Annotated in this window: 23 protein-coding genes and 2 tRNA genes; 11 read left to right on the top strand and 14 right to left on the bottom strand. The window is 42.1% G+C overall.

All coding sequences use genetic code 11. The annotated features are described in order from the left end of the window. Positions 1 to 112: 112 nt before the first annotated feature. Positions 113 to 1048: a hypothetical protein gene (locus FHW88_RS15435; RefSeq protein WP_176626573.1), complete on the bottom strand. Its 936-nt coding sequence runs from the start codon at positions 1046 to 1048 to the stop codon at positions 113 to 115. A gap of 292 nt (positions 1049 to 1340) precedes the next feature. Between FHW88_RS15435 and FHW88_RS15430 the strand changes: the two genes are divergently transcribed. Genes FHW88_RS15430 through FHW88_RS15415 form a run of 4 tightly spaced genes read left to right on the top strand, consistent with a single transcriptional unit; the run spans position 1341 to position 4084 of the window. Beyond that, entirely contained in the window at positions 1341 to 1892 is a 552-nt protein-coding gene (locus FHW88_RS15430; RefSeq protein WP_176626571.1) for a hypothetical protein, read from the top strand. Positions 1893 to 1906: 14 nt separating this feature from the next. After that, positions 1907 to 2554: a hypothetical protein gene (locus FHW88_RS15425; RefSeq protein ID WP_176626570.1), complete on the top strand. Its 648-nt coding sequence runs from the start codon at positions 1907 to 1909 to the stop codon at positions 2552 to 2554. 15 nt (positions 2555 to 2569) lie between these two features. Then, positions 2570 to 3376 (top strand): sensor histidine kinase, encoded by an 807-nt coding sequence (locus FHW88_RS15420; RefSeq protein WP_176626568.1) that lies wholly within the window; start codon positions 2570 to 2572, stop codon positions 3374 to 3376. A 51-nt stretch (positions 3377 to 3427) separates the two neighbouring features. Then, positions 3428 to 4084, top strand: a complete 657-nt coding sequence (locus tag FHW88_RS15415) for a response regulator transcription factor (protein WP_176626566.1) — start codon at positions 3428 to 3430, stop codon at positions 4082 to 4084. A 62-nt stretch (positions 4085 to 4146) separates the two neighbouring features. Here FHW88_RS15415 and FHW88_RS15410 read toward each other — a convergent pair whose 3' ends face one another. Then, positions 4147 to 5040 (bottom strand): AraC family transcriptional regulator, encoded by an 894-nt coding sequence (locus tag FHW88_RS15410; protein ID WP_090533677.1) that lies wholly within the window; start codon positions 5038 to 5040, stop codon positions 4147 to 4149. Between the two features lie 124 nt (positions 5041 to 5164). On the opposite strand from FHW88_RS15410, the gene FHW88_RS15405 reads away from it, so the two are divergent. After that, positions 5165 to 5986, top strand: coding sequence for a phytanoyl-CoA dioxygenase family protein (locus tag FHW88_RS15405; protein ID WP_176626564.1), 822 nt, complete (start codon positions 5165 to 5167; stop codon positions 5984 to 5986). Between the two features lie 147 nt (positions 5987 to 6133). Here the strand turns inward: FHW88_RS15405 and FHW88_RS15400 are convergent, their stop codons facing one another. Genes FHW88_RS15400 through FHW88_RS15375 form a run of 6 tightly spaced genes read right to left on the bottom strand, consistent with a single transcriptional unit; the run spans position 6134 to position 12512 of the window. Beyond that, on the bottom strand, positions 6134 to 7123 hold the full coding sequence (locus FHW88_RS15400) for an L-histidine N(alpha)-methyltransferase (RefSeq protein ID WP_176626562.1): 990 nt from the start codon (positions 7121 to 7123) through the stop codon (positions 6134 to 6136). Between the two features lie 25 nt (positions 7124 to 7148). Next, complete coding sequence (gene egtB, locus FHW88_RS15395; RefSeq protein ID WP_176626560.1) at positions 7149 to 8300, bottom strand: ergothioneine biosynthesis protein EgtB; 1152 nt, start codon at positions 8298 to 8300, stop codon at positions 7149 to 7151. A gap of 5 nt (positions 8301 to 8305) precedes the next feature. Beyond that, positions 8306 to 9877, bottom strand: a complete 1572-nt coding sequence (locus FHW88_RS15390) for an ABC transporter permease/substrate-binding protein (RefSeq protein WP_176626558.1) — start codon at positions 9875 to 9877, stop codon at positions 8306 to 8308. Next, complete coding sequence (locus FHW88_RS15385; protein ID WP_176626556.1) at positions 9870 to 10832, bottom strand: ABC transporter ATP-binding protein; 963 nt, start codon at positions 10830 to 10832, stop codon at positions 9870 to 9872. Before FHW88_RS15385 ends, FHW88_RS15390 begins: the two co-directional genes overlap by 8 nt. An 8-nt stretch (positions 10833 to 10840) precedes the next feature. After that, entirely contained in the window at positions 10841 to 12226 is a 1386-nt protein-coding gene (locus tag FHW88_RS15380; protein WP_176626554.1) for a mercuric reductase, read from the bottom strand. Positions 12227 to 12230: 4 nt separating this feature from the next. Continuing rightward, positions 12231 to 12512 (bottom strand): DUF427 domain-containing protein, encoded by a 282-nt coding sequence (locus FHW88_RS15375; protein WP_176626552.1) that lies wholly within the window; start codon positions 12510 to 12512, stop codon positions 12231 to 12233. 194 nt (positions 12513 to 12706) lie between these two features. Here FHW88_RS15375 and FHW88_RS15370 point away from each other — a divergent pair. Together FHW88_RS15370 and FHW88_RS15365 are read left to right on the top strand one after the other, a co-directional pair. After that, positions 12707 to 12781, top strand: a tRNA-Glu gene (locus FHW88_RS15370). A gap of 105 nt (positions 12782 to 12886) precedes the next feature. Continuing rightward, a tRNA-Glu gene (locus tag FHW88_RS15365) sits at positions 12887 to 12958 on the top strand. 203 nt (positions 12959 to 13161) lie between these two features. Here FHW88_RS15365 and FHW88_RS15360 read toward each other — a convergent pair. From FHW88_RS15360 to FHW88_RS15335, 6 genes are all read right to left on the bottom strand, one after another. Beyond that, positions 13162 to 14679, bottom strand: coding sequence for a Kelch repeat-containing protein (locus FHW88_RS15360; protein ID WP_176626550.1), 1518 nt, complete (start codon positions 14677 to 14679; stop codon positions 13162 to 13164). 208 nt (positions 14680 to 14887) lie between these two features. Further along, positions 14888 to 15880: a hypothetical protein gene (locus FHW88_RS15355; RefSeq protein ID WP_176626548.1), complete on the bottom strand. Its 993-nt coding sequence runs from the start codon at positions 15878 to 15880 to the stop codon at positions 14888 to 14890. Positions 15881 to 16332: 452 nt separating this feature from the next. Then, positions 16333 to 16767, bottom strand: coding sequence for a VOC family protein (locus FHW88_RS15350; protein ID WP_176626546.1), 435 nt, complete (start codon positions 16765 to 16767; stop codon positions 16333 to 16335). A gap of 63 nt (positions 16768 to 16830) precedes the next feature. Beyond that, a complete protein-coding gene (locus tag FHW88_RS15345) occupies positions 16831 to 17331 on the bottom strand; it encodes an SRPBCC domain-containing protein (protein ID WP_176626544.1) in 501 nt (166 codons plus the stop codon). Further along, positions 17328 to 17648 carry an ArsR/SmtB family transcription factor gene (locus FHW88_RS15340; protein ID WP_090533654.1) on the bottom strand — a complete coding sequence of 107 codons (321 nt, stop codon included), beginning with the start codon at positions 17646 to 17648 and terminating at the stop codon, positions 17328 to 17330. The genes FHW88_RS15345 and FHW88_RS15340 overlap by 4 nt, the downstream gene beginning before the upstream one ends. 352 nt (positions 17649 to 18000) lie before the next feature. Next, on the bottom strand, positions 18001 to 18249 hold the full coding sequence (locus FHW88_RS15335; protein ID WP_176626542.1) for an FUSC family protein: 249 nt from the start codon (positions 18247 to 18249) through the stop codon (positions 18001 to 18003). Between the two features lie 392 nt (positions 18250 to 18641). On the opposite strand from FHW88_RS15335, the gene FHW88_RS15330 reads away from it, so the two are divergent. The 4 genes from FHW88_RS15330 (at position 18642) to FHW88_RS15315 (ending at position 25005) form a co-directional block, all read left to right on the top strand. Then, positions 18642 to 19517 (top strand): alpha/beta fold hydrolase, encoded by an 876-nt coding sequence (locus FHW88_RS15330; RefSeq protein ID WP_176626540.1) that lies wholly within the window; start codon positions 18642 to 18644, stop codon positions 19515 to 19517. 77 nt (positions 19518 to 19594) lie between these two features. Further along, positions 19595 to 20164 (top strand): dihydrofolate reductase family protein, encoded by a 570-nt coding sequence (locus tag FHW88_RS15325; RefSeq protein ID WP_176626538.1) that lies wholly within the window; start codon positions 19595 to 19597, stop codon positions 20162 to 20164. Between the two features lie 170 nt (positions 20165 to 20334). Continuing rightward, the gene (gene map / locus FHW88_RS15320; RefSeq protein ID WP_176626536.1) at positions 20335 to 21099 is read left to right on the top strand and encodes a type I methionyl aminopeptidase; all 765 of its coding nucleotides are present in this window, start codon (positions 20335 to 20337) and stop codon (positions 21097 to 21099) included. Positions 21100 to 21333: 234 nt separating this feature from the next. Further along, positions 21334 to 25005: an ABC transporter permease gene (locus FHW88_RS15315; protein WP_176626534.1), complete on the top strand. Its 3672-nt coding sequence runs from the start codon at positions 21334 to 21336 to the stop codon at positions 25003 to 25005. Positions 25006 to 25084 lie beyond the last annotated feature (79 nt).

Below are 25084 nucleotides of genomic sequence, written 5' to 3'. Positions count from 1 at the left end.
CGTATCATCAACATGAACCAAACGTAGAATTACGTTTTAAGGGAAATTTCGGTATAAAAAAGAAAGCGCCTTTCCGGGCGGGAAAGACGCTTTGCAATCACATTTTAGGTTGTTATTGATACAGATACGTTTCAGTAAGGTGCTGCATAGCTTCCTGAAACAGGAGGAATGCAGTTTCTTCATCGTTTTGGCTTATAGCGTTAAGCGAAGTAGCAATGTAGTTATCGTACAGATCTTTAAATATCGCCTCTTTGTTTTGTGTTTTATCGATAGCTTCCAGCAAGGATGCCGAAATAGTATAGTACTTTTCAACTTCCACACCGCTAAACTTTTCGGTCAATATTTTATCGCGGAACGCGCGAAGTGTATTTAACTGGCCTTCGGCTTCTGTGCCTAACATGGTAGTTGTAATACGGGTAAGAGCGCATGGGTCTTTGCCTGTAGTTGGGCAGCCTGTTGAACCTGGACACGGATATGATTGATCTCCTATTAAAAACATATTGCTTTCAGGGTGTATAATTGCTTTATAAGAGTAGTCAGCATCAATACTGTGCCCGAAGTGATAGACCAAGTTATTTACTTTTGTGCTACATACGAGTTCGGTTAATATTTCTCTTCCCATGAACGATCCGCGGTTAATTTGTGTATAAGCCATAGTCGGATCAAGCTTTTTAAAATTCAATACATGATTAAATAATACCTGCCATGTTCTTTCTAATGAAATAACTTCACCAGTGTTAGTCATAAAACCATGCTGGTTGATAATGGAATTAGGTAAACTGGCAGTTACGGTGTAATTACAGGGGATCAGTATCAACATTCTTGATGAAGGATCATTGGCATCTTCAAGGCCGTTCATAAACTTGATACCGGATATGTTTTCACCATTCAAAACAGTTTCAACAGCTGTGCGGCTAAGCATTACCGACTTAACTTCTGTAGGGAATTTTTGCTGAAAATTTTCGGTTAACTCTTGATAAAAGCTTTCGCTGATGAACTCGCCTACCTGATCAGGGCTGATCTGTGTAATTAGCATTTCTTGTTTCATAAAATCGGGTTTTAGGTTTTTGTGATATTATTATCAAAAGCAATTTAATAAACAATATCCATATTTAGATATTATATTAAAAACTTTTTTGCATCCTGAAAAACAGGATTATTTAAGCGCAAAAGGCCTATATAACCAGCAATTTCATGCCACGTAAGATTACAGTTTCTGATACGTAAAAATACGTATAATACGCGGGTAATAAAACGCATCTAATTTGTAATCAACTAACAACCAACAATATAAAACCAAATCAAAAACCTATCATAACCTATATGGCCGGGGCATCTCATTGAAAGAGATACTTATTAGTATTAGTTTTATACAAAAAAATCCCTACAAGCTATTATTTTTTATGGAAACACAAGAAAGAAGACCATCATCACCTATCACCGGAAAAGAAGGCGCACCGATTGATATTAACCTGGCCGCCGAATGGACAAAGAATCATAGGCATCGTAATCCAAAAGATATCATATCACAATTTTTCGGACAGGAAATATTAAACACCATATTAAAGCAGGATGGTTGTATGGGTATCCGTATTTATTATGCCAACGATCAAAAACTTAATAGCTGGCAAAAGTTTTGGGTTTCTGTAAGCAATTTCCTTTTATCCGTTATCGCCAATGTTAGCGGGCAGCAGCATTTTATAATCACAGGGGTAACGGCTGATGGAGAGGATCAACTTCCAGGCAATAAATCAGCAGCGGCTAAAGAGTCTGCCAAAGGTGTTCAAACCTTCGCACTTATGACAGCCGAAAATGACAGTATTGTTGGTGAACAGGCTATGCCTTGTCCCGGAACAGCTGGCTGTCCTCAAAATATCCTAACCCAAGACTAATTGAACTTTAACTAATGCTTGTAAGTTTGCTGATAGCTAATATCTCTGTTGCATCTGGATTGTTACCAATAGCAGCCGCCGCTTACAATTACAAGCGCTTAGATAGCTTAATGAAGTTATTAGCTCTATTCCTGTTGATATCCTGCTGTTTTGATCTCACTCAATGGATTGCTTATAATTATAAACCACATGACGGGAAACCATTAAATACAATTCCGCTATTACATCTATTTGTTATAATCAGCATAGTATTCTTCGGAACGATATATTACAATCTGTTTTCTAAACCGATTTTAAAAACAATCACCATTATATTATCGGGCGTAACACTATCCATTGTAATTTATAAGGCTATTGACTATTTTGATTATCCATCGATATCAAATACAGCTTCTGGTCTTCTACTAATAATATTATCGCTCATTTATTTTTATCAATTATTAAATCCTCAAACATTTATTCATATCGAAAAGCAGGGGCCGTTTTGGTTTAATTCAGGTGTGCTATTTTATTCGGCAGTCAATATTTTTTTATTTATGGTTTTTAACAGAATACCAGACAAGGATAAAGCAGATTATTATGTTATCTTTAGCATAACTAATATTATTACGAATCTAATATACTCTGTTGCATTACTTTGCAAGCCACAAAAAAAGGCATAAGCAGGTTTGCACATTATGACCATGTATAACAGCCCTATTTTAGAGATAACCCAAAATGGCCTAATCCCGGTACTCATCATCGGGACACTCGTGGTTGTTATATTGATCGGCTTTTTATTCTTCTTCGTGATTATTTACCAGCGGAGGATGCTAAAAAACCAGGCAGAGTTACGCGCCATGCATGATGCACGGCAAACCGACCTCATGAACGCCGTCTTTGAAACCCAGGAAAGTGAACGCAGACGCCTGGCCGAAGACCTGCACGACAGCGTAGGCCAGGTGCTTTCGGCAATCAAGCTTAACCTGCACCGGCTGGACAAAAATTGCGTGAGCGAGGTAAGCCAACCCCTGCTGATAGATACCCGCAAACTGGCCGATGAGTGCATCCAGGAGATCAGGAACATTATACAAAATGTGCTGCCTCCTATACTTACCGACTATGGACTGCTGATTGCTGTTGAGGCGCTGTGCACCAAAGTGGAAAACAACACCCATATCAAAGTTAATTTCACTAAAAATTTTGTCGATAAACGCTTCTCCAATGAAATTGAACTGGCATTGTACCGCATAGCCCAGGAGTTGTTTGGTAATGCTATCAAACACTCGGAAGCTACGGTCATAAACCTTAATATGGCCTTACAAGCCGGCTACCTCATTATGGAGTTTAAGGACAATGGCAAAGGCTTTAATATGGGCGATGTTAAGCAGGGTTTCGGTCTTAAAAATTTACAAAGCCGCGTGCAACTCATTAATGGCGAAATAAATACGTACAGCAAACCGCTTAGCGGCGCAATCACTATCATTAAATTAAAAGTAGCATAGTTAAAATCAATAGTTTATATTTATTGATAATTTGAATCTTGTTAACAACCTATGGGCCCAATTAAATTAGGTATAGTAGACGACCATAAAATTTTCAGAAATGGTTTAAAAGCTACCCTTGAAGATTGCGGAGGTTTTGAGCTGGTACTCGAGGCTTCGAACGGCAAAGAGCTGATAGGCTTATTGACCGACAAAACCCCCGATGTTATATTGATGGATATTAAAATGCCCGAAATGGACGGCATCCAAACCGCCACCTATGTCCATCAGCATTTTAAGGACATTAAGATCCTGGCGTTATCCATGTTTAATGAAGACAAATACATTGTGGATATGATGAAGGCCGGAGCATCGGGCTACCTGCTTAAAAATGCCGAACCGGAAGAGATCATCGAAGCTGTATCAACCGTTTATAACAAAGGTTTTTATTTTAATGAACATCTCTCTATAACGCTCATCAAACAGTTGGTAGGCAACGATCACGCCGATAATATCTCCAATAGCAAAACCGACCTTAACGAGCGCGAAATTGAAGTGCTTAAACTGGTTTGCCAGGAATGCTCCAATCAGGAAATAGCAGATAAAATTTTTCTGAGTGTACGTACTGTTGAAGGGTATCGTGCAAGGCTGTTTGAAAAAACCGGGTCGAAAAATTTAGTGGGATTGGTTATTTATGCCATTAAGCGTGGTATTATTAACGTCACGTAACCATTAGTACTAAGCTATAGAAAAGGGAACTTTCGGACTTCCGGCGTTGGACTTAGTAACAACTACGCCGATAACTTTTTATCGCCGGCCAGGTTACGCATAAATCTTTTGCGGTAGTTAAGCGGACTCAGGTTCATTTTGGCTTTAAACATTTTATAAAAGTGCGATACATCGCCAAAGCCGCTCTCATAGGAGATCTCTGAAATAGGCTTATCTGTTTGCACCAGTTGCTGTATGGCATAATTAAGGCGGTACTCAATTATAGTTTCCATGAATGTTTTGCGGGTAACTTTTTTAAAGTATTTGCAAAAAGCATTCGGGGTCATATTGGCAATACCGGCCGCTTTATCTAATGATACATGTTTTCTGAAATTTTCAACCAGGTAAGCAAATACCGGGTTAATACGCTCACGCTCGGTATTTGAGCGCTCGCCAATAATGCGGTTCTGATCGAGCAGCACGTACTCTTCTGATGAAGCCATACGGTGCAGGATCTCGAGCAAACCTATCAGCATCCTGAAATTGCTTTTCTCTTCAACCAGGCTAAGCAGCAGTTTGTTAACCTCGGCACGCGTTTCGCCATAAAATGACACTCCGCAACCGCTTTGCTGAAAAAGTTTTTTGATGAGCTGAAGCTCAAATTTGTTAAAAAACTCCTCGCCCAAAAAAGCATCATTAAACTGGATCACCACCGCGCTTGCCTCGCGAAGCACTGTTTCGTTGGGTTCAAGTTTCCAGCAATGCGGCAGGTTAGAACCAAGCAACACCAGATCGCCGGACGCAAAATCTTCCATGTGGCTGCCAACATAGCGTTTGCCGGTGCCGCTGATGATACACGTTAATTCATATTCTTCATGAAAATGATAAGGGGCATCAAATGCCAGCTTATCAAATTTCCGTACCAGAAATGACTGCGTATTTGTAGGTTGAAGAACTTCGTACGACGCTTTTATCATTGCATATTTTAACGTAAATAAAATTCTAATTCAAATTACGGATAAAATCATCCATAAATGTACCATTCATTTCATTTTTTTTCAACTAAAGTTAACCTTACTTTGAAATATAAACCTAAAAACTATGGATACACAGATCGCTCATTTACCGTCACTTGATAATTTTATAAAACTATCCAACCACAATATTAATGAATTTCGCGAAAAAGGCCATACCCTTGTGCACGAAGTGCTTACAAAAGATGAGATTGCCGCTTATCGCCCTGTAATTGTTGGCGCTGCCGACAGGTACAACACCGAAAAGCGCAAACTGGAAGAGCGCGACACTTATGGTAAAGCCTTTTTGCAGATCATGAACCTTTGGCAGGTTGATGAAGATGTTAAAACCTTTGTAATGGCCAAACGCCTGGCCAAAATTGCCGCCGACCTGATGGGGGTTGAAAATGTACGTATCTATCACGACCAGGCACTCTTTAAAGAGCCCGGCGGCGGCCCTACCCCATGGCACCAGGACCAGTATTACTGGCCCATCGATACCAACAATACGGTAACCCTTTGGATGCCCCTGGTTGATATTGACGTAAACATGGGTATGCTGACCTTTGCCTCGGGTTCATACGTTAATGGCGCTGTTTTTAACCATGAAATTTCTGACGAATCGGAATCGGCGTTTGACGAATATGTGAAAGAGAAAGGATTTGAAATAACCCGCGCCCAAACCATGAAGGCCGGCGATGCAACCTGGCACCGGGGCTTCACTATTCACAATGCTCCCGGCAACAACTCAGATAAAATGCGCGAGATCATGACCATCATTTATGTAGCCGATGGTGCCCGCGTCACCCCTTACAAAAACGAATGGCAAAAAAATGATCATCAAAAATGGCTGATGGGTAAGCCTATCGGCGAGCTGATTGATTCGGAGTTGAACCCGAAGGTGTTGTAACCATGATTTGCCTGATTTGAAGATTAACTTGATGTTTTTAATCAGGCAAATCATGTATACTCTCCTAAGCAATATAAGCGCCTATTTGTTCGCCTTTAAGGTATCCTGATATCAGGGAATCCTTAAATCAGGCAAATCATGGTTTGTCTATGCTGCTACCCAAACCGCGTCGATAAACCATTTTTTGGTATCAAAAAACTGACCTACCGGTTGAAAGCCTGTGTTTATGGCTATCTGATCGGTTTGCATAAGGGTGAACTTTTGGGAGATCTCCATGTAGATGTATTCATCCTTCTTGAAATCTATTTTTTCGTTACCGATGCTTACCTGCTGATCTTGCAAACTGATGAGGTAGCTTTTGCAGGCCCCGGTTTCAGGATCGTAGGTTGGATAATGTTCAAACTTGCTTATATCAAAATTAGCATGCAGCTCGCGGTTAATGCGGCGTAACAGGTTGAGATTAAACTCGCGGGTAATACCATCTTTGTCATTATAAGCAGCAAGGATAACTCGCGGGTCCTTCTTCAGGTCCATGCCAATTAACACCATATCCCCTTCTGATAGGTTATTCCTTAGCTCACGGCAAAACTCTATGGCCCCATCAAGTGGCATATTGCCAATGTTTGAACCTAAAAACAGCACCACTTTACGCCTTGGCGAAATAGCGGCGGCCTTTTTCAGCATCTCAAAATATTCGCCATTTAGTCCGGTGATCTTTAAGCCGGGCAAAGTTACGGGCAGGGTTATATTGAGATATGATATTACATTATCTGAGATATCAATAGGCAAATAGGTAAAATCAGCCTTTTTATCCAGCAGATATTTAAGCAGGTAAGAGGATTTTGTGGCATCACCAGCACCAAGTTCTATCAGGTCAAAAGCATCTCCATCGGCAATCAGTGCATCGCAGATTTCAGCGGTTTTTTCTGAAAAGATCTCCAGTTCGCAGTTAGTCGGATAGTATTCAGGGCAGTTCATGAGCTCCTGGAACAGCTTATCGCCATTGGCATCATAAAAATACTTTGAATTGAGGTGCTTTGGCTCCGCCTGCAGCCCTGCTACAACGTCGGCATAAAACTGCCTGTTTTCGGCACTTATGTCACAATTTACGGCTGTGGGTGTAAAGGCTTGGTTCATAGATGTGGTGGTGTTTTGTGTCAATTTACCTCGCAAGTCTTATGCCAGTAAATTGCCATCGTAAATTTGTCTGAAAAAAATTGCGATAAGTTGCACGACTATGACCCGGAGGTGTAACTTCTGACGCGCCGCGCAAAACTTTCTGGTTAACCATAAATTTGCCATTGTATTCGCCTATGGCACCCGGCGCTTTGGCAAAGCCCGGATACGGCAGGTATGAACTTTCTGTCCACTCCCAGCGGCGACCCCAGTTAAATTTCGAGGATGCCGCTTCCCATTCAAACTCCGTTGGCAATCTCAATCCTTTCCACGATGCATAAGCGTAAGCTTCAAAATAGCTGATATGTGTAACGGGATCTTTTAAATGCAATGGCTCTAAGCCGTGATAGGTATAGTTATGCCATTCATTATCTACCAAATGCCAATACAAAGGCGCTTCTACTTTATTGGTTTTCACCCAATCCCAGCCTTCGGCATGCCAGTGCCGGAAATCATGATAACCGCCGCTGTTAATAAATTCCAGGTATTCGGCATTGTTTACCAGTTTGGGACTTATTTCATAGGCATTGAGGTATACTTTATGCCGGTTGAGTTCATTATCAAAACAAAAGCCATCACCGTTAAAGCCCATTTCATAAATGCCTTCATCCATGCTGATAAAAGCATCATCCTTCCCTTCATCAATACGAGGGGCAGCATAATTTTTATTATAGGCAGGAAACAGCGGATTATGGCCCAGGATGTATTTAATATCCGTCATTAAAAGCTCCTGGTGCTGCTCTTCGTGGTTAAAACCGAGAATAAGGAGTTCTTTAACATCGTCGCTTACTTCGCCGCATAAAAAGCCCTCCATGGCCTCGTCAACATATTTACGGTAACTGTAAATTTCAATAACCGTTGGGCGGCTCAGGTTGCCGCGGTCGGTACGGATCACGCGTGTGCCTACAGTTTCGTAGTAGCTATTAAAAACGAAGTTATAATCAGGATTATATTCCTTGTAACCCATGAAGTAGGGCTTAAGGATAAACGTTTCAAAAAACCAGGTAACGTGCCCGATATGCCATTTAGGCGGACTAACGTCCACCACAGGCTGTACCACATAGTCTTCGGTTTGCAAATACGAGCAAATTTTTTCTGTACGTTGGCGTACCTCTTTGTACCGGGCTATTAAATCCATCGATGTTATTTCTTATCCAAAAACTGTTTTAAGTTTGAAATTGTTTTAATCCCCAATTTCCTGGCCTGCTGCTGCCTCATCATTAAAGCGTAAGCATTGTTAAAACCAATGGGTTTAAGCCATTTAATTTGATACCTGCTTTCAAACTGGCGTTGTACATAATTGTATGTGCTATCCCTGTTTACTGTTACCTCATTAACCGTTTTTGGCGATGCCTGTAAAATAGCCAGCAAACCCGTCCCCGTGTATTCTGGGTAAAAATCTATCTGGTTATTGGTTAGCGCGTCAAAGCAAATTTTGGTGCCGCCAAGGCCTGTTTTGGTTGATACCTCATGATCTGTATAACCCTTTATCAGCATGCTGTACATATTAGCCAGGATGTATTGTTCACCAAATATCTTTGAACCTATCCGCACTATACCATCGTTCCCGCCCCGTTCCGGTCGCCATAATTTATTGGCAACCAAAAAATCCTTTGCAACGCGCTCGGGGCTTTGGTGAAGATAGTCGGTACGGTAATTTAAAACCGTCATGACTGAATCATTTATTTTGCCCGAAAGCAGGTTTAATGTCGGCTCAAGGTCAGGAAATTTTTTCAGGACATCATCGCGCACAATTGGCGCCGCATAGTATGGCGGAAAAATGTGCTTATCATCATCCAGTACAACCAAATCGTAAGCTTTTAACCTGCCATCAGTTGAGTATCCGCTGATCACGTCGAGATGCTTCTCAAACGCAGCTTTATACATTACAGCATCACTGATTACGATAGTATGGATCTTTAAGCCATATTTGCTCCTAAGGCCGAGGTCGCCGTCCTGCCTGCCCATAAACTCGGGCGTAAAACCCGCGGTAAGCTTTCCTTCTGATTTTGCCGGGATGATATAGAACAGGCATAAAACAATCAGCAATACCGGAAAAGCATATACCACCCGTTTAAGCTTTTTAAAGCTGACCTTCTGCACCATCGACAGTAATAAATCAAAAATAACAGCAAGCAAGGCCGATGGGATTGCTCCTGCCAAGATCATGTTGGTATTATTAAGTGAGATCCCACCGAAAATAAACTCGCCCAAACCACCGGCTGCAATGAGCGAGGCCAGTGTTGCCACGCCAACGTTGATCACCGTAGCGGTACGGATGCCCGCAAATATTACCGGCATAGCCAGGGGCAATTCTACCTTAAACAGTATTTGCCATTTGCTCATCCCCATAGCAACAGCAGCTTCTTTAACCGACGCATCAACCCCTAAAATGCCCGTGTAGGTGTTGCGGATAATGGGTAGAAGTGCGTATAGCAATAATGCAACAATGGCTGGCTTAGGACCAATCCCTAAAAGCGGGATCATGAAACCAAGCAACGCTATACTGGGAATTGTTTGCAGTACTCCTGCAATCCCTAAAACTATGCCTGATAATTGTTTTTTACGAACAATAAGAATGCCCAGCGGCAAGCCAACCAATACAGCTATGCACAACGAAATAAAAGTAAGCCCGATATGCTGCAGGGTTTGCTCCTGCAGCTTGCCCGACTGCTGCTGCATAAACTGCCATAAGGTTTGCTGCTGCTCATTCATGGGCCTGATGGTTTTTATATTGATAAAAGGCCGTCATCAGCTGTTCAAAGCTTACCGTTTTAACCTGGTTTTGATCTTTGCTGATATTAATGGTTTCGCCGTTATTAAATTTAAAACTCTCCAGGGCCTCCCACAGGTTAGTACCAGCATCAAATGACGAGGCTTTTGCTTCTTTGTTCAATTCAGGCAGCAGCTCCCAGAGATCGATCAGCTTAATGGCCTTAAATTCCAGTTGCAACCGCTGATGTTTCAGAAAATCCTTTACAAAATCATTGACAGGATTAAAAAGCAATTGAGCAGGTGTGCCCGACTGTACAATCTTTCCTTTATCCATCAGGCAGATCCTGTCACCCAGTTCAAAAGCTTCCTGCACATCATGCGTTACCATGATAATGGTTTTACGCTTAAGCTCATCAAGGGCTTTAAACTCGGCATGAATCTTTGAGCGGGTAACATTATCCAGCGCGCCAAAAGGCTCGTCCATCAGCAACACCGGCGGATCCGACACCAATGCTCTTGCCAAACCAATGCGCTGCTGCTGGCCACCGCTCAGTTCGTTAGGGTAAATATTCAGATACGAAGCATCGAGGTGGAGTTTTTCCATTAGCTCGGCCGTGCGCTTTTCAGTTTTCTGCTTATCCCATTTTAACAGGTTAGGAACAACCGCTATATTTTCAGCAACCGTATAATGCGGAAACAAGCCATTATTTTGCAATACATAGCCAATTCCGCGGCGCAGGATTTCAGGCTGCTGCTCCATGATATTTTTACCATGAATGTAAATACTCCCCTGAGTTGGCTCAATAAGGCGGTTGATCATTTTTAGCGTGGTGGTTTTACCGCAGCCGCTGGTGCCTAACAAAATGAGGTTCTCCTGCTCCTCTACCTCGAAAGATACCCCATCAACCGCTTTAACCCCGCCAAAATATTTGCTTACCTTATCAACCTTGATCATGCGCCGGTTTAATCCCCAAGGGTCATGAAAAGGTTGTTCAGTGATTCGGAATACAACGGGTGGGCAAAAACACAATAGCGGATCCTATCGTAAGTAATACCGCCTTCCATGGCCATTTGCAACACGGTCATGATTTCGCCACCTTCGGGGCCAAGTACCGTAGCGCCTAAGATCCTTTTTGTATCGGGATCAACAATGGCTTTCATAAAGCCACGCGTATCGCCGGTTTCAATAGCACGCGCCACATGGGCCATGGGCAGCTTTGCTACTTTATATTTAATCCCCAGCTTTTTTGCTCCCGTTTCATCCAAGCCGATCCTGCCCAGTTGCGGATCGGTAAACATGCAATAAGGCACCGGACGGTCCTGGATGTTATAATCCGTTTTTTCAAAAAGGTTACGGTAAACAATGGTATAATCGTTGTAGGAAATATGTGTAAACGCCGGGCCGCCCTTTGCATCGCCAAGTGCGTAAACACCGGTGGCAGTAGTTTCCAGCTTGTCATTTACTTTGATATTACCATGCTCATCCGTTTCAATCCCGGCGAAGGGCAAATTCAAAGCCTCCGTTTGCGGTTTACGGCCGATGGCCACCAATACATGGGTGCATTTGATTTTGCGCTCCTCCCCTTTTTGAGCTATCGTCGCTGTTATTTTGCCGCCGGCTTTTTGTTTAAACTTAAGGGCCTGGGCATTATTTAAGATCTCGATTTTTTCCAGTTCGAGGATCTTTTGCATCTCTGCCGAAATATCCTCATCCTCGTGCGAAACTATCCGCTCCGATTTTTCTAAAATGGTAACTTTACTGCCAAACCGCCGAAACATTTGCCCAAACTCCAGTCCAATGTAATTTCCGCCAAGCACAAGCAGATGCTCCGGTACTTCTTCCAAATCAAGTATGGTGGTTGAGTTGAGATATTTTATCTCATTCAATCCTTCAATTTCGGGAATCAAAGGCAGCGCGCCGGGGTTTAAAAAGATAAGATCGGCAGTAATCGTTTGCTTTTTGCCGCTGTTAAGCTTAACCTCAACCGTTTTTTCGCCGGTAAAAGTCGCCTCGCCCAACACCACATCGAGGTTCTGTGTTTTTTCGGCAGATTTTAGTCCGCCATTACGCGAGCGTAATACGATATCATCCTTACGTTTTTTTATGGCGGCAAGATCAACCGAAAACTTTTTTACAGGCACGCCCAATTCATAACTTTTACCGGCCATGTAAGCCGCCTTTGCCGAAGCAACCATGGTTTTAGTAGGCGTACAGCCATCGTTAACGCAAGTACCGCCATAAAATCGTTTCTCAATTATAACGGTCTTTTTCCCGGCATTAGCCAATTTTTTGGCTAATGGGGCGCCGGCCTGACCGGCGCCTATAACAATGGCATCGTATGTTTTCATAGCTTTATTCGGTAATTTTCACGCCCTTCCAAAACGCCACATAGTTGGTAATGTTTTTTGCAGCATCTTTTGGTTCGGGATAATACCACGCGGCATCCTGGTTTTCTTTACCGTCAACATCGAGGGAATAATATGATGCCAGTCCCTTCCACGGGCAGGTTGTATGCACGTCGGACGGTTTAAGATACTCGGCCTTAACACTTTCTTTAGGGAAATAATGATTATTTTCAACAACAATAGTGTCATTGCTTTCGGCAATGACCTGGTTATTCCAGATAGCTTTCATAAAAAGATGATTGATTTATGGAATAAAGATAGCTTTAACCCGGCAAAGTTTGCAAGCCCCATCTCAATTTTTTATTTTATTTAATTGATATACAATAACTTTCATCAACAACTTGGATTTTTTTTATTGTTTATTTTAATTTTATTATTTAAACTCTATCTTTGCAATCCCAAATCAAGGGAAACAATAAGAAAGGCCCGTTCGTCTAGGGGTTAGGACAGGAGATTTTCATTCTTCAAACAGGGGTTCGATTCCCCTACGGGCTACCACAAGACACGAAACCTCAAATCGAAAGATCTGGGGTTTTTTAATACGTTATCAATCCAGCGTTTTCCGGGATTGTGTAATGCAAGTTACAGGAAACAAAATAAAAAGGCCCGTTCGTCTAGGGGTTAGGACAGGAGATTTTCATTCTTCAAACAGGGGTTCGATTCCCCTACGGGCTACGAAGCCGCTTTGCATTTGCAGGGCGGCTTTTTTGTTGGAGGCAAATTTATTTTGGAACATGCTGCATGCCTGCACCAGCCGAGGCGGACGTGCTATCGCGAATATTCTTAGTATCAGAATGCTAAGGTCAATATCTAAATCATGCGATTTCCAACCGTATCCGGCAGAATCTTACTTTCAATATAGATTTGGTTCGGATAGATTATGGTTTAAACTGGAAAAAACTCTGAGATCCCGCAAAATACCAATTGAAATACCCTTCTCCGGTAATTATATAACCTGTACCATTAACGCTCGCAAAGGCCGAATAAATATTGATTGAACCAAAAATCTTTTCCTTCAGGGCCCAGGTATCAGTAATAGGGTCGTATTCATAAACGTATGGCAAGCTTCCTCCATCTGTAGTTGTACCGCCGCCTACATACCCTTTGTTTTGCGCGGAGAAAGCGAAACCCTGGCTACGGGCAACATTCTGTGGCGGCTCCGATAATTGCTTCCACGTTTCAGTCCCGAAATCAAATGACCATGCATCCGCTACATATGGATTCGAACCGCCGGTTTGGGCTGCCCCTCCAATTACATAACCCTTGTTATTCAAAGTAAATCCCATAGCCCCATCACGTGGCAACCCCGGAAAGCTCGTTGTCTGCTTCCATTTATCGGTAACCGGGTCATAACGCCATACATCGTTTGTCCTGGTGATTGCACCGGATGTAGCCAGACTGCCTCCTATAATATAACCGTATTTATCTGAACTCAGGCATACCGGAAACATCGTGTAGGTACCAGGAAAAGAAGCTATTGACTTCCAGGTATCTGAGGAAGTATCATAACACCAAAAATTATTATCATATAAGGTTCCTGTTCCCATCCCTACATAAGCTTTTGTACCGATACTAAAGGAATTCACAATATATGATGCCATCGGGCAACTGGCAAGCTGTGTCCATTTGTCGGCACCCGGTTCGTATTTCCACCAGTCAGCTAAGGGATTATTTGTTGATTTCGATTTCCCTAATCCGAAGTAAATATTTCCGTTAATGGTTACAGCAGTCGCTCCGAACCGCGCCGCGCCTGGAAAATCATTCTTAGGTGCTAAATATTTATAAACTATATAATCGCCTTGCGCTATCGTTGAAAGATCATTCCCCGTTTTGATAATCAAACTTCCCTTGTTTGACATCGGTATATTATCTCCCTTTATAACTAATTGAGTGGGCGTAGCCGAAACCACGCTAAGGGCAATAGTATCCAGCAATACCCGGTTATTTGCCAGTACAGGATTAAAATATTGCCCCGAAATAGTGATTGTGCTGCCGGGCATTAAAATAGTACTACTCAAAACGGACACAGCTGGCGACTTAAGCTCTAAATACCCGTCATTGCTTTTCAACCCATTGATGGTAACATTAAAAAGATTAGATCTATTCAACAGCGCGTTAGGCACCTTGAAAAAAACGTTTGTGGTATCAATACGTGTTGGGTGAAGTGTTATGTTTGAACCGAAGTCTATAGTTATATCGCTGGTATTGAGGATTGTGAGGGAATCTATAGTTAGCTTAACCTGGTCGCCCCAGGTATATGATGTTGATAAAGGCTCTATTTTTACCCTGCTCATTACAGGTGACGGCTTTGGATCTATTTGTTGTTTTGCAATTTCTTTTTTGCAGGCCGATAAAATAGTAAAGAGCGCAAATAATAAGGTTAGTAACTTTTTCATCCTGTAATAAGTGGCGGCTAAATATAAAAATAATTTAGGGGGACACAATTATAAATTGCGTTTCGGCTATCATCATAGCCGAAGGCCGCGACTATGACGGCCTGATACAAAATCACAGATTGTCTGATAAGTGATCGTCATTTATAGCTACCGCAACCGCTGAGCCATTTTTAAAAAGACGCTACTATTGCAGCTGCGTTTTTAAAAACTATTTCCTCCGAAACAACTTAAAAAGGTAGGTATTGAAAAACCCTTTCTTATCATTGGAAGACTCCCCGGCATTTGCATCCTGCCTTGAACCCGTTTGCTGTGAATTATCTTCCCTGGGAGGAAATTGAAAAGGTCTTTCGTTGAAGGCCTTAGATCTGTAACTCTTTTGAGCAACTTCAAAGCCAAATTCGATTGGTAATGTTCCAATCTTTTTTTGAAGTGAACCATCAAACAAATCAAATTGTACTTGATATTCAAGCCCGGATAAATTTTCTGACATTGTGTTTTCCATATCAGCTAAATTTTCTGCAGAATCATCAAATATGGTACCTAAAACCTTCAGCCATTCATCGTCAATTTTCATGAAATAGAATTCAAAAAAATTTGTCTTTTCAACTAATAGCTCATTTTTTGTGATTGCAATATGATACGATGGATTATTGCCAAACTCAATGTTGAAAGACATCCAAATTGCGGGTAAAGTGAAGTTGACGATATCACCCACTATGCCGCCCTTGACCCCGGCATTGCGGGAGTAAAAGTTTCTGGTGAACGGATGGAAATGCCATCCTGAGTAATCTGCCGATATCTGTTTTAAGATATCCATGTGAGCAGAGTGATGACCATCATTCTCGTATATTTTCTGCCCGTTTTTAACAACAAACCCATTTGACGAACATTTACCGCCAAAACAATCAACGTTTATAAATGCAATTTCCGTACCTGCAAAAATTTTCGAAAGTTCGATGCTGTAGTCTCTTAACTGATTCTCAACTTTATAAATCTTTTCTGTTTCGTTGTTAAACTCCCCATCTTTAAACCGGGTATATGGAATTTCTCTCAGATTATCATTTGTCTGACAAACAACCCCATGAAATGGAGTGAAAAATTCATGTACATATTGATATTTTAAATTCTTCGTAAGGTTGTCTATTAAGGCCTCTCGATTATTTTCGACTTTAGCAATTATGTTATATGTGATATAGCTCATAAAATGGTTTCTCCTGACAAGATTTAGCCTGGGTAAGTTACATTATTTGGCAGATTATTCTCACGCATTTCTATAAATATCAATCCTCTCAGTACCGTAAGCGCGCCGCATGGTGTAAGCAAACTCCCCTTTTGCAATATTAAAATCGTTACTGCCCGACCATACTGAAAGCCGCACAAATTGAACAGCCAAACAAAAGCAGTATCAATTCGCTCACGTATTTGCGGTTCATCGCTATAATGGAAATTCCATTCCTTACTTTAAAAGCAAAGTGGAGCAGAAACAACAGCGAGGGAATGGTAATACGAGATTTAACACAGATAAACTTCAAAACAAGTCAACTACATCCAACGAAAAGGCCGATTAAACCTTTCGTTAATCAGCCTTATTGTTGGATTTTGAAATATATGCAGCGGACCTGAACCAGCCGAGCTGCACTTTCTCACTTAATTTTACCCCTTATACCCCGGATCAAACTCCACAATCCACTCAATGCCATATTTATCCCTGAACATACCGGCGTATGTACCCCATGGACTGTCGCCAATTGGCCCTTCAACGTCTCCGCCTGCTGATAGGCCGTTAAATATTTTATCGGCTTCTTCACGGCTTTCAGCGCCAGCATATATTTTAGACCTGTTTTCGTTTTCGCTTACCCGTCCCATAAATTCAGGAACATCATTAGCTATCAATACATTGTTTTTACCGAGGGGTAAACCGATGTACATTATTTTGTTTTCTTCACTCTCCGACACCTGGAATTCAGGGCCGGCTAAGTCTTTGAAGCGAATGATCCTGGTGAACTCTCCGCCAAAAACTGATTTGTAAAAATTGAATGCTTCCTGGGCGTTGCCATTGAAGTTGATCCAGGGATTAATTGCTCTCATAATTTTAGTTTTAAATTGTTATGTTTTTTGTTTATCTCTTCGGTTATTAATATTCAGTTCACCTTATGATTTTTGCGATAAGGCTGCAAACAAGTCGTCCAGGTTTTTCAACATCAGCATCATTCCTTTAGTGAAACCATCGGTTAAGCGCTCCATGCGTTCGAGCGATTCATTATAAATGGAAATATTCACTGTTGTTATGCCATCTTGTTCACTGAAATTGTAATCCCATTCCGAGCCCGGTAATTCGGGATTTTCATCTTTGTCGGCAAAAGAATTATATAATTGAAAATTGGTTTTGGGGGTAATAGACGTATATTTCTGCAGCAGCCAGCGTTCTTGCCCGTCGGGGCTTATCATGGCGTAAAATCTTCGTCCCCCAACTTCAAAATTCATGTATTTAGTTTTGGAGCGCATTGGCGCGGGTGCAGCCCATTGGTCAAGTATCTCCTGCTTTGTAAAAGCATCCCATACAAGGTCAAGCCCGGCATCAAACTCCCGGGTTATAAATACCTTTTGCGCTGCTTTATCAACGGTAAAATCAAATAGCAAATCGTTGTTCATATTTTCTGTTGTTTAATTGTTGATAATACTTTGTCGAGCTGATTAAACTGCGTTTCCCAGCTCTGCCTGAATTGGGCTAACCAGTTGTCGAGCTCCTGCATTTTCTTTGCATTAAAGTGATAATAAATTTCCCTGCCCGAGTGCTCTGGTTTAATCAATTCACATTCATGAAGTACTTTAATATGTTTGGATACTGCCTGCCGGGTCATGTCAAATTTTTCGGCCATTGCATTAGGTGTCAACGCCTTAATAGCAATTAATGTTAAAATAGCCCTGCGTGTCGGATCGGCTATAGCCTGGAATAGATCTTGTTTCATTTTAAAACGCGCAACTTTTAAGTTGCGTAAATATATATGCAACTTTTGAGTTGCGCAAATTTATTTGCGATTATCTTTTGGGTGGGGGCGAAAGCTTAAAGGTTTGGATATTAGTTAAGGCAAGAAGGTTTCATCACTGAAACAAGGGGATTAATTTTACCGGGGATCGTCGAATGTTGAACAACAGTTTAATATTCAAGATATTATAAAAAGCTTAAAACTCCTTCTCTTCACTGGCATGAGGATGCGAAACAAAAGCCAGGGAGTGGGCGTACCCGTGACTTATCAAAACTAAGAAGCCACGGGCACTCTACGCTGCATCCCAGCGCTGCATATTCAGGCCGGATAGGATCTATTTCAAGCCCCTCTCGGTCACCAATCTCTCTATTTCCTTATTCCTGACCCTATTCCTCGCCGCAATCGGAATATAAACCAATGGAAGAAAGGTCAACAATCCAAACCCATTTCTGACAACACTATAAACGGACACTCCGATTAAAAAACCAAAGATCACGGCATCCATAAGCTTACCAGACTTGATCTTCCTTGCATCCTGTAATAATTCGTCGTTTGTTAATTCGGCTAATTCTTTTTGTTTCATTGATGTGATATCTGTTAACGGTTAAATTTTAGTAGTTGAAATTGCAGGCTACTATTTCGATTACAAGTTACTAAATAAAGGAAACCACCTGAGAAGTCACGAGTATTTTACTCCGCTCCCTGCGTCGCATACTCAATACCGCACAATAGGTTCGAGATAGTTCCCTACAACCAGGGAAGAGACTTTACTAAAGTGAAAAGCAAAGCGGTTTTAATTGGATCTTTTAGCGCCGCGGCATTCGGTCGGTATCGGCTTAAATATAAAGAAAACTCACCAGCAATATCTTTGTCGCGATCCCCCCCTCAACATGTCGTTTTCACACAGTACTTACTCTTACAATACTCACCATCTTTGTATTGTCAATCAAATCGAAACAATTAAACTAACATTCCATGAAAAGAGTATTTAAAGGATCTAATGTCATCCAACCGGTATTAATAATTGCTATGCTTTTTTTTACCGTATTCCAATCTAAAGGGCAACAGCTTAAGCCTGCCGCCAGCGGCTATGCACCGGTTAATGGCATCAAAGTTTATTACGAAGTTTATGGAGAGGGAAAGCCTATCGTTTTGCTGCATGGCGCTTTTTATACCATTGAGATGAACTGGGCGCAGTTAATCCCTGAACTGTCAAAAACAAGAAAGGTAATTGCCCTCGAAATGCAGGGGCATGGGCACACGCCATATTCCGACAGAAAATTAGATATCGCTACCCTGGCAAGTGATGTGGAAGGTGTAATGAATTACCTAAAAATTGATAGTGCCGATGTTGCCGGGTATAGCATGGGCGGTTCCATAGCTTACCAGTTGGCAGTAAAAAGCCCTAAACGGGTAAGAAAATTAGTGATCATTTCATCTACGTACAAAACTAACGGCTGGCTGCCTGTGGTAAATGGTGGTTTTAAAGGTTTTAAGCCTGAATTTTTTGACAATACTCCGTTAAAAACTGCATATGATGCAGTAGCACCCGACAAAACAAAATGGAGAAAGTTTGTTGAACAAATGATTGTTTTTGCCGGGGTACCCTTTGACGTGGGTGATGCCAATATTGCAAAAATCACCTCGCCGGTGTTGCTTATTTCTGGCGATAATGACGGGCTGGACAAAGTGGAGTTGGCAAAAACGTACCAATTACTGGGAGGCGGCATATCTGCTGATTTGGCGCCGATGCCAAAATCACATTTGGCCATTGTTCCTGCACAGGGACATGTAAGCTTAATGCAGCAAACAAAAACGATATCAGATCTTCTGAATGGCTTTTTACAATAATAAAGCCGCAATAATGCAATCTGAAGATACCACCGCAGGAAAAGGAATTTTATTTACCTATAACTATTTATAAACAAATGAGAAAAATCAGAATTTTTGAACATATCTCGCTGGATGGCGTGATAGAACATGACGGAGACTATACCTATGGCGCATGGACAACACCTTATCGCAGTCCTGCCGGGGCGGCAACCCTTTTAGAGGCATACGGACCAAACTTCGACCTGCTGCTTGCCCGCCACACTTACGATATATTTAGTGGCTTTTGGCCTACTGCCGGAGATTTCCCAATGGCTAATGCTATAAATGCCGCAACAAAATACATAGTAACCCACAGACCCGACAGCCTGGCATGGGGACCAGTAAAGGGTTTAGGCGAGGATATTATAGCGTCTATTCGCGATCTCAAATCAACCGACGGCCCCGACCTGATCGTCGTTGGAAGTTCAACGCTAACTTCTGTGTTGCTTGACCAGGGACTGGCTGACGAGGTTGTGCTCATCACCTACCCGGTGTTGCTTGGCCGGGGTAAACGCTTATTGTCGGACACTATTGACGCCCGGGAGCTTGCTTTTGTCGACTCGAAGAGTACACCCACCGGTTTGCTCGTCAACACTTACCGGCACGTTGGCCCGCTGAAAAAGTAACATTTCGCCAGGGGCCGGATTTCCCAAACACGCAGCGAAGCCGCTTTACGAAAGTAGAGCGGCTTTTTTAATTACTTCCGGGAACACAGCACCTACCCTCACAAACTGACATTTGGTAAACCCTGCCAACCGCATTAATTGTTAATTTTGCAACAGATAAAAGTTTAAGAATGTCTATAACCACCGAAGACGAAAAAATTGGAATGCAGCAGGCCAGCGATGCTGTAGCTATTACGCTCAGGAGGATGCGGGAGTACGCAAAACCGGGTATCTCTACAAAAGAACTTGACGAATACGGCGGCGAATTGCTGGCACAGCTGGGCGCAAGATCTGCGCCTTTGTTAACCTACAATTTCCCGGGACATACTTGTATAAGCGTGAATGAGGAAGCAGCGCACGGCATACCTTCGGCTGATAAGATCCTTAAAGAAGGCGACCTGGTAAATATTGATGTATCGGCAGAGCTAAATGGTTACTGGGCCGATAACGGCGGCTCCTTCGTTTTAGGGCAGGATATCCACGGCTATGGCAAATTGGTGGAGGCCTCGAAAGAGATCTTAAAAAAAGCGATCAAAAACATCAAAGGCGGTGTCAGGATTTCGGAGATCGGCAGGTTAATTGAAACTGAAGCCAAAAAAGCCGGCTACACGGTAATAAAAAACCTGACCGGGCATGGTGTTGGCCGCAGCTTGCACGAAGAGCCGCATGAAGTTGCCAACTTCTGCGACCGATATAACACTGCGCGCTTTAAAAAGAATTCGGTGGTGGCGATAGAGACATTCATCTCAACACGGTCGACAATTGCCGATACTCAAGCCGATGGCTGGACATTAATTGGTAATAAAGGCGGTTTTGTTGCACAGCACGAGCACACCATTATGGTAACCGGCGGTGAGGCCGTGATATTCACAGCGCAGAACGGTATTTGGGATTAATTCTTTTTGGAACATATCTGGCAATACCCTGAAGTATTTGTATTAGATAACTACTAAGCCGCTTTACCAAACCAAGCTGCTTTTTTGTACACATGCTATGACAAGCCGAGGGTATACAGTCATTTAAAAAACGCTGCAAAGCAGAACCGTGTATTTTGGATTTAATTTATCCGTTAACCTATTATCCATTAGTATTTTATTAATTTGGAGTAGTTATTAACTTCATTCATTTGCTTGAAGCCGTATACATTCCATATCACCCTTTATGACGCTGCGTTTTTTGGGATGCTGTTTATCGGCCTCACTTTTATCCTGCTTTTATGGTTCACCAGGAAAACAAACCAGTCGGCAAATCGGTTTTTGGCGGTCGCACTGGCAATTGCCGCTTTGTGGATAGTCCGGATCCTGGGCACCGATATCGGGCTGTCAACCTATATTACCAGCTGGGGCCGGCTGCCGCTGCAGTTTTCGCTGGCATTTGGCCCGCTCATTTTCTTTTATGTACTTAAAATAACCCAGCCGGAGTATAAATTCACCCGCAGGGACCTGCTGCATTTCAGCCCACTGTTAGTCGAACTAAGCGCCTGGGCTTTAGAAGTGCTGGAAAGTATAAAAACGGGCCGGGCAACTTATGATACGCTGATATTTCAACGAATAAACCCTGTATTACTACTATTAGCATTTATCTCGATAATTATTTATCTATACCGGTGCCGCAAGCTGATCGAAAACTTTTACCAGGAGCTAAAATTTAACGGAGGCGACCGGTACCGGCACGAGTTAAAATGGATAAATAACCTACTGACAGGCTTCGGGTTGTTATGGCTTTTGTGGATCCCTTTTATAGCTGCCGACGATTTTTATTATGATTACCAATTGGGCATACAGGCCTACTACCCTTTGTATTTCCTGCTAATGTCCGCGCTTATCTGGATGGCGGCGAGAGCATTTTTAAGGCCGGAAATTACCGCACAGGCAGATAGCTTACCGGTTTTTAAACCATTACTACCAGCGGAGCTGAAGCAAAAAGGCGCCTGGTTAAAGCGGGTTGTTAAAGAAAATAATTACTACCAGGATCCTGAATTGAGTTTAAGTTCTTTGGCCGAAAAGCTCGGTATGCATCCCCATGAGTTATCACGGATCATCAATACAGTGCTCAAAAAAAGCTTCAATGATTTTATTAACGAATACCGGGTACAGGCAGCTGCGCGGAAAATGCGGGATCCCGCTAATGATCATATCACCCTTTTAGGGATAGCGTTTGAATCGGGATTTAACTCCCAAAGTACCTTTAGCCGCATTTTCAAGCAAGTGACCGGAAAAAGCCCGCAGGAATATAAAAACAACTTAAAAAAAGAGTACCCAACTTATAAGTTGAGAAGCGAGACCCAATTTGCGCCGGTAGTTTTGAATCATGAAACCGCTCCTAAATGGTCTCGTGATAAAACAAACCGCAACTTTATGTTTAAAAATTATTTCAAAATCGCCTGGCGTAATTTAATGCGCAATAAAAGCTATACCGCTATTAACATTACCGGCCTGGCCGTAGGTATTGCTGTTTGTATGATGATCTTTATCATTATACAGTTTCAAACAAGCTTTGATAGTTTTCACCCGAAGAAAAATCGTGCCTATCGTGTGCTAACCGAATACCATCACACAGAAACCGGTGATATTACCTATGGTAAAGACATCCCCTTTCCGTTGCCTTTAGGATTAAAAACGGCTTTCTCCCAAATAGAACAGGTTGCCCCAATTTTTGCAAGCCAGAATGACCAGTTGATTATTCCTGACGAAAATGGGGCCACGATAAAAATGTTTAAGGAACAAAGGGGCCTGTTTTACACCAATCCATCATTCTTTAAAATTTTCAACTTCCCGCTGCTTGCCGGCTCGTACGCTTCATTAAAAGACCCTGACAACGTACTGCTTACCAAAGAGGTTGCTGAAAAGTATTTTGGCGACTGGAAATCGGCAATAGGTAAAACCATTAAATTGCAAATGGGCGGCTTTATGTTTGAGCATGGCACGGACGTATTAAGAGTGTCGGGGGTCCTGGCTACCATTCCTCCAAATTCTGACTTTCAGCTCAAACTTGTTGTTAGCTTTGGGACTGGGTTTACCGGAGACTATTTAGCAAAATCTACAGATTGGAACAGAACGGTAACTGATTTTGGCTGCTATATTTTGTTACCCAAGAACCTTTCTGCCGACAATTTTAATCAACAGCTGAGAGCATATTCACAAAAGGTACAATCTTCTGATAATAAGGACAGCCATATTATTCAAGCGTTAAATGCCGTTCATTATGATTCCCAAACAGGCAACTACAGCAACCAAACAGCCAGTCATCAGTTGCTCAATGTACTGTGGCTAATTGCCGCGTTCATCCTGCTCATTGCCTGTGTAAACTTTATCAACCTTTCTACCGCGCAGGCTGTTAACCGGGCAAAAGAGGTTGGTGTCAGAAAGGTTTTGGGGAGCAATAAATCGCAATTGCAACTCCAGTTCATTGTCGAAACATTTTTGATCGTAGCAAGCGCTGTATTACTTGCAGTTGCTATTACCATACTTGCATTACCTTATATAAGCCGACTTTTAGAGCTATCGCTTTCATTCAACATATTCAGCAATCCTTCAATTATTTTATTCCTTCTGGCTGTAGCAGTTGTTGTAACCGCATTAGCGGGTTTTTATCCTTCTATTGTTTTATCGCGTTTCAATCCTGTTAATGCTTTAAAAAGTAAACTCACGACAGATCCGGCAAAGGGAATTTCATTAAGAAGGGGCCTGGTGGTGTTTCAATTCATCATTGCGCAGGCATTGATCATCGGAACGCTCGTCATTGTAAAGCAAATGGACTATTTTATGGATCAGCCTTTAGGCTTCGATAAAGAAACAATTGTTAATATTCCGTTCCGGGTAGATAGTCTTCGAATGAGCAGGCTGAGTTATTTGAGGGACCAGTTATTATCCATAAACGGCGTACAGGCGGTATGCTACAGTTCGAACACCCCAATTGAAAACGGTAATGATACGTGGAGCGCAGTCAGGTTTGACCATGCAACAAAAGAAACAGGTTTCAAGGCGATTACCAAATTTGCCGACGAAGGCTATGTACCAACCTACAAACTAAAGTTAATAGCCGGACGAAACCTTCAGCCATCCCCCTTTACCAGGGAGTTTTTGGTAAACGAATCGCTTGTAAAAAGCTTAGGGATTAAAAACCCCGGGGATATATTGAACAAGGAAATCAGCATATGGGATGGTGTAATAAAATGCCCGGTTGTTGGCGTATTAAAAGATTTTAATGACAGGTCTTTCCGGCACGGCCTTGCACCATTACTTATCGCCACAAACATCACCATGTATAATCAGGCCGGCATAAAGCTTAAAACCACGAATGTTTTTTCGACGATGCAATCCGTTAAACAAGTATTTGAAAAAACATTTCCCAACTTTGTTTATGAATACCGGTTTTTGGATGATAAAATTGCAAGTTTTTACAAACAGGAAAATCAGTTAGCCCAATTGTATAAAATTTTTGCGGTAATCGCCATACTTCTAAGCTGCCTGGGTTTGTATGGCTTAGCCTCGTTCATGGCTGTACAACGGATAAAAGAAGTCGGCATCCGCAAAGTACTTGGCGCTACGTCAGGCAGCATCGTTTATTTGTTTTCGAAAGAGTTTATTATACTCATTGCTATCGCCTTTGCCATCGCCACCCCCATTGCATGGTATTACATGCACCAGTGGCTGCAAGCTTATGTTTATCGCATCAATATCAGTTGGTGGCTATTTGCTGCAGGCGGAATAGCAGCAATTGTTATTGCACTTGCAACCATAAGTTTCCAGGCAATAAAAGCGGCAAAAGCTAATCCGGTGAAGAGTTTGAGGAGTGAATGATTAAGTGGTTCAGTTTGGCAGGCAAACAAACAAAGTCATTGTTGAAATAAGAGCATTTAATCTGAGTGGCTTCCTATGA

The organism is Mucilaginibacter sp. SG538B (assembly GCF_013376065.1).
In the GTDB taxonomy this organism is placed as follows: domain Bacteria; phylum Bacteroidota; class Bacteroidia; order Sphingobacteriales; family Sphingobacteriaceae; genus Mucilaginibacter; species Mucilaginibacter rubeus.
This window is presented reverse-complemented; position numbering and strand designations above follow the sequence as displayed.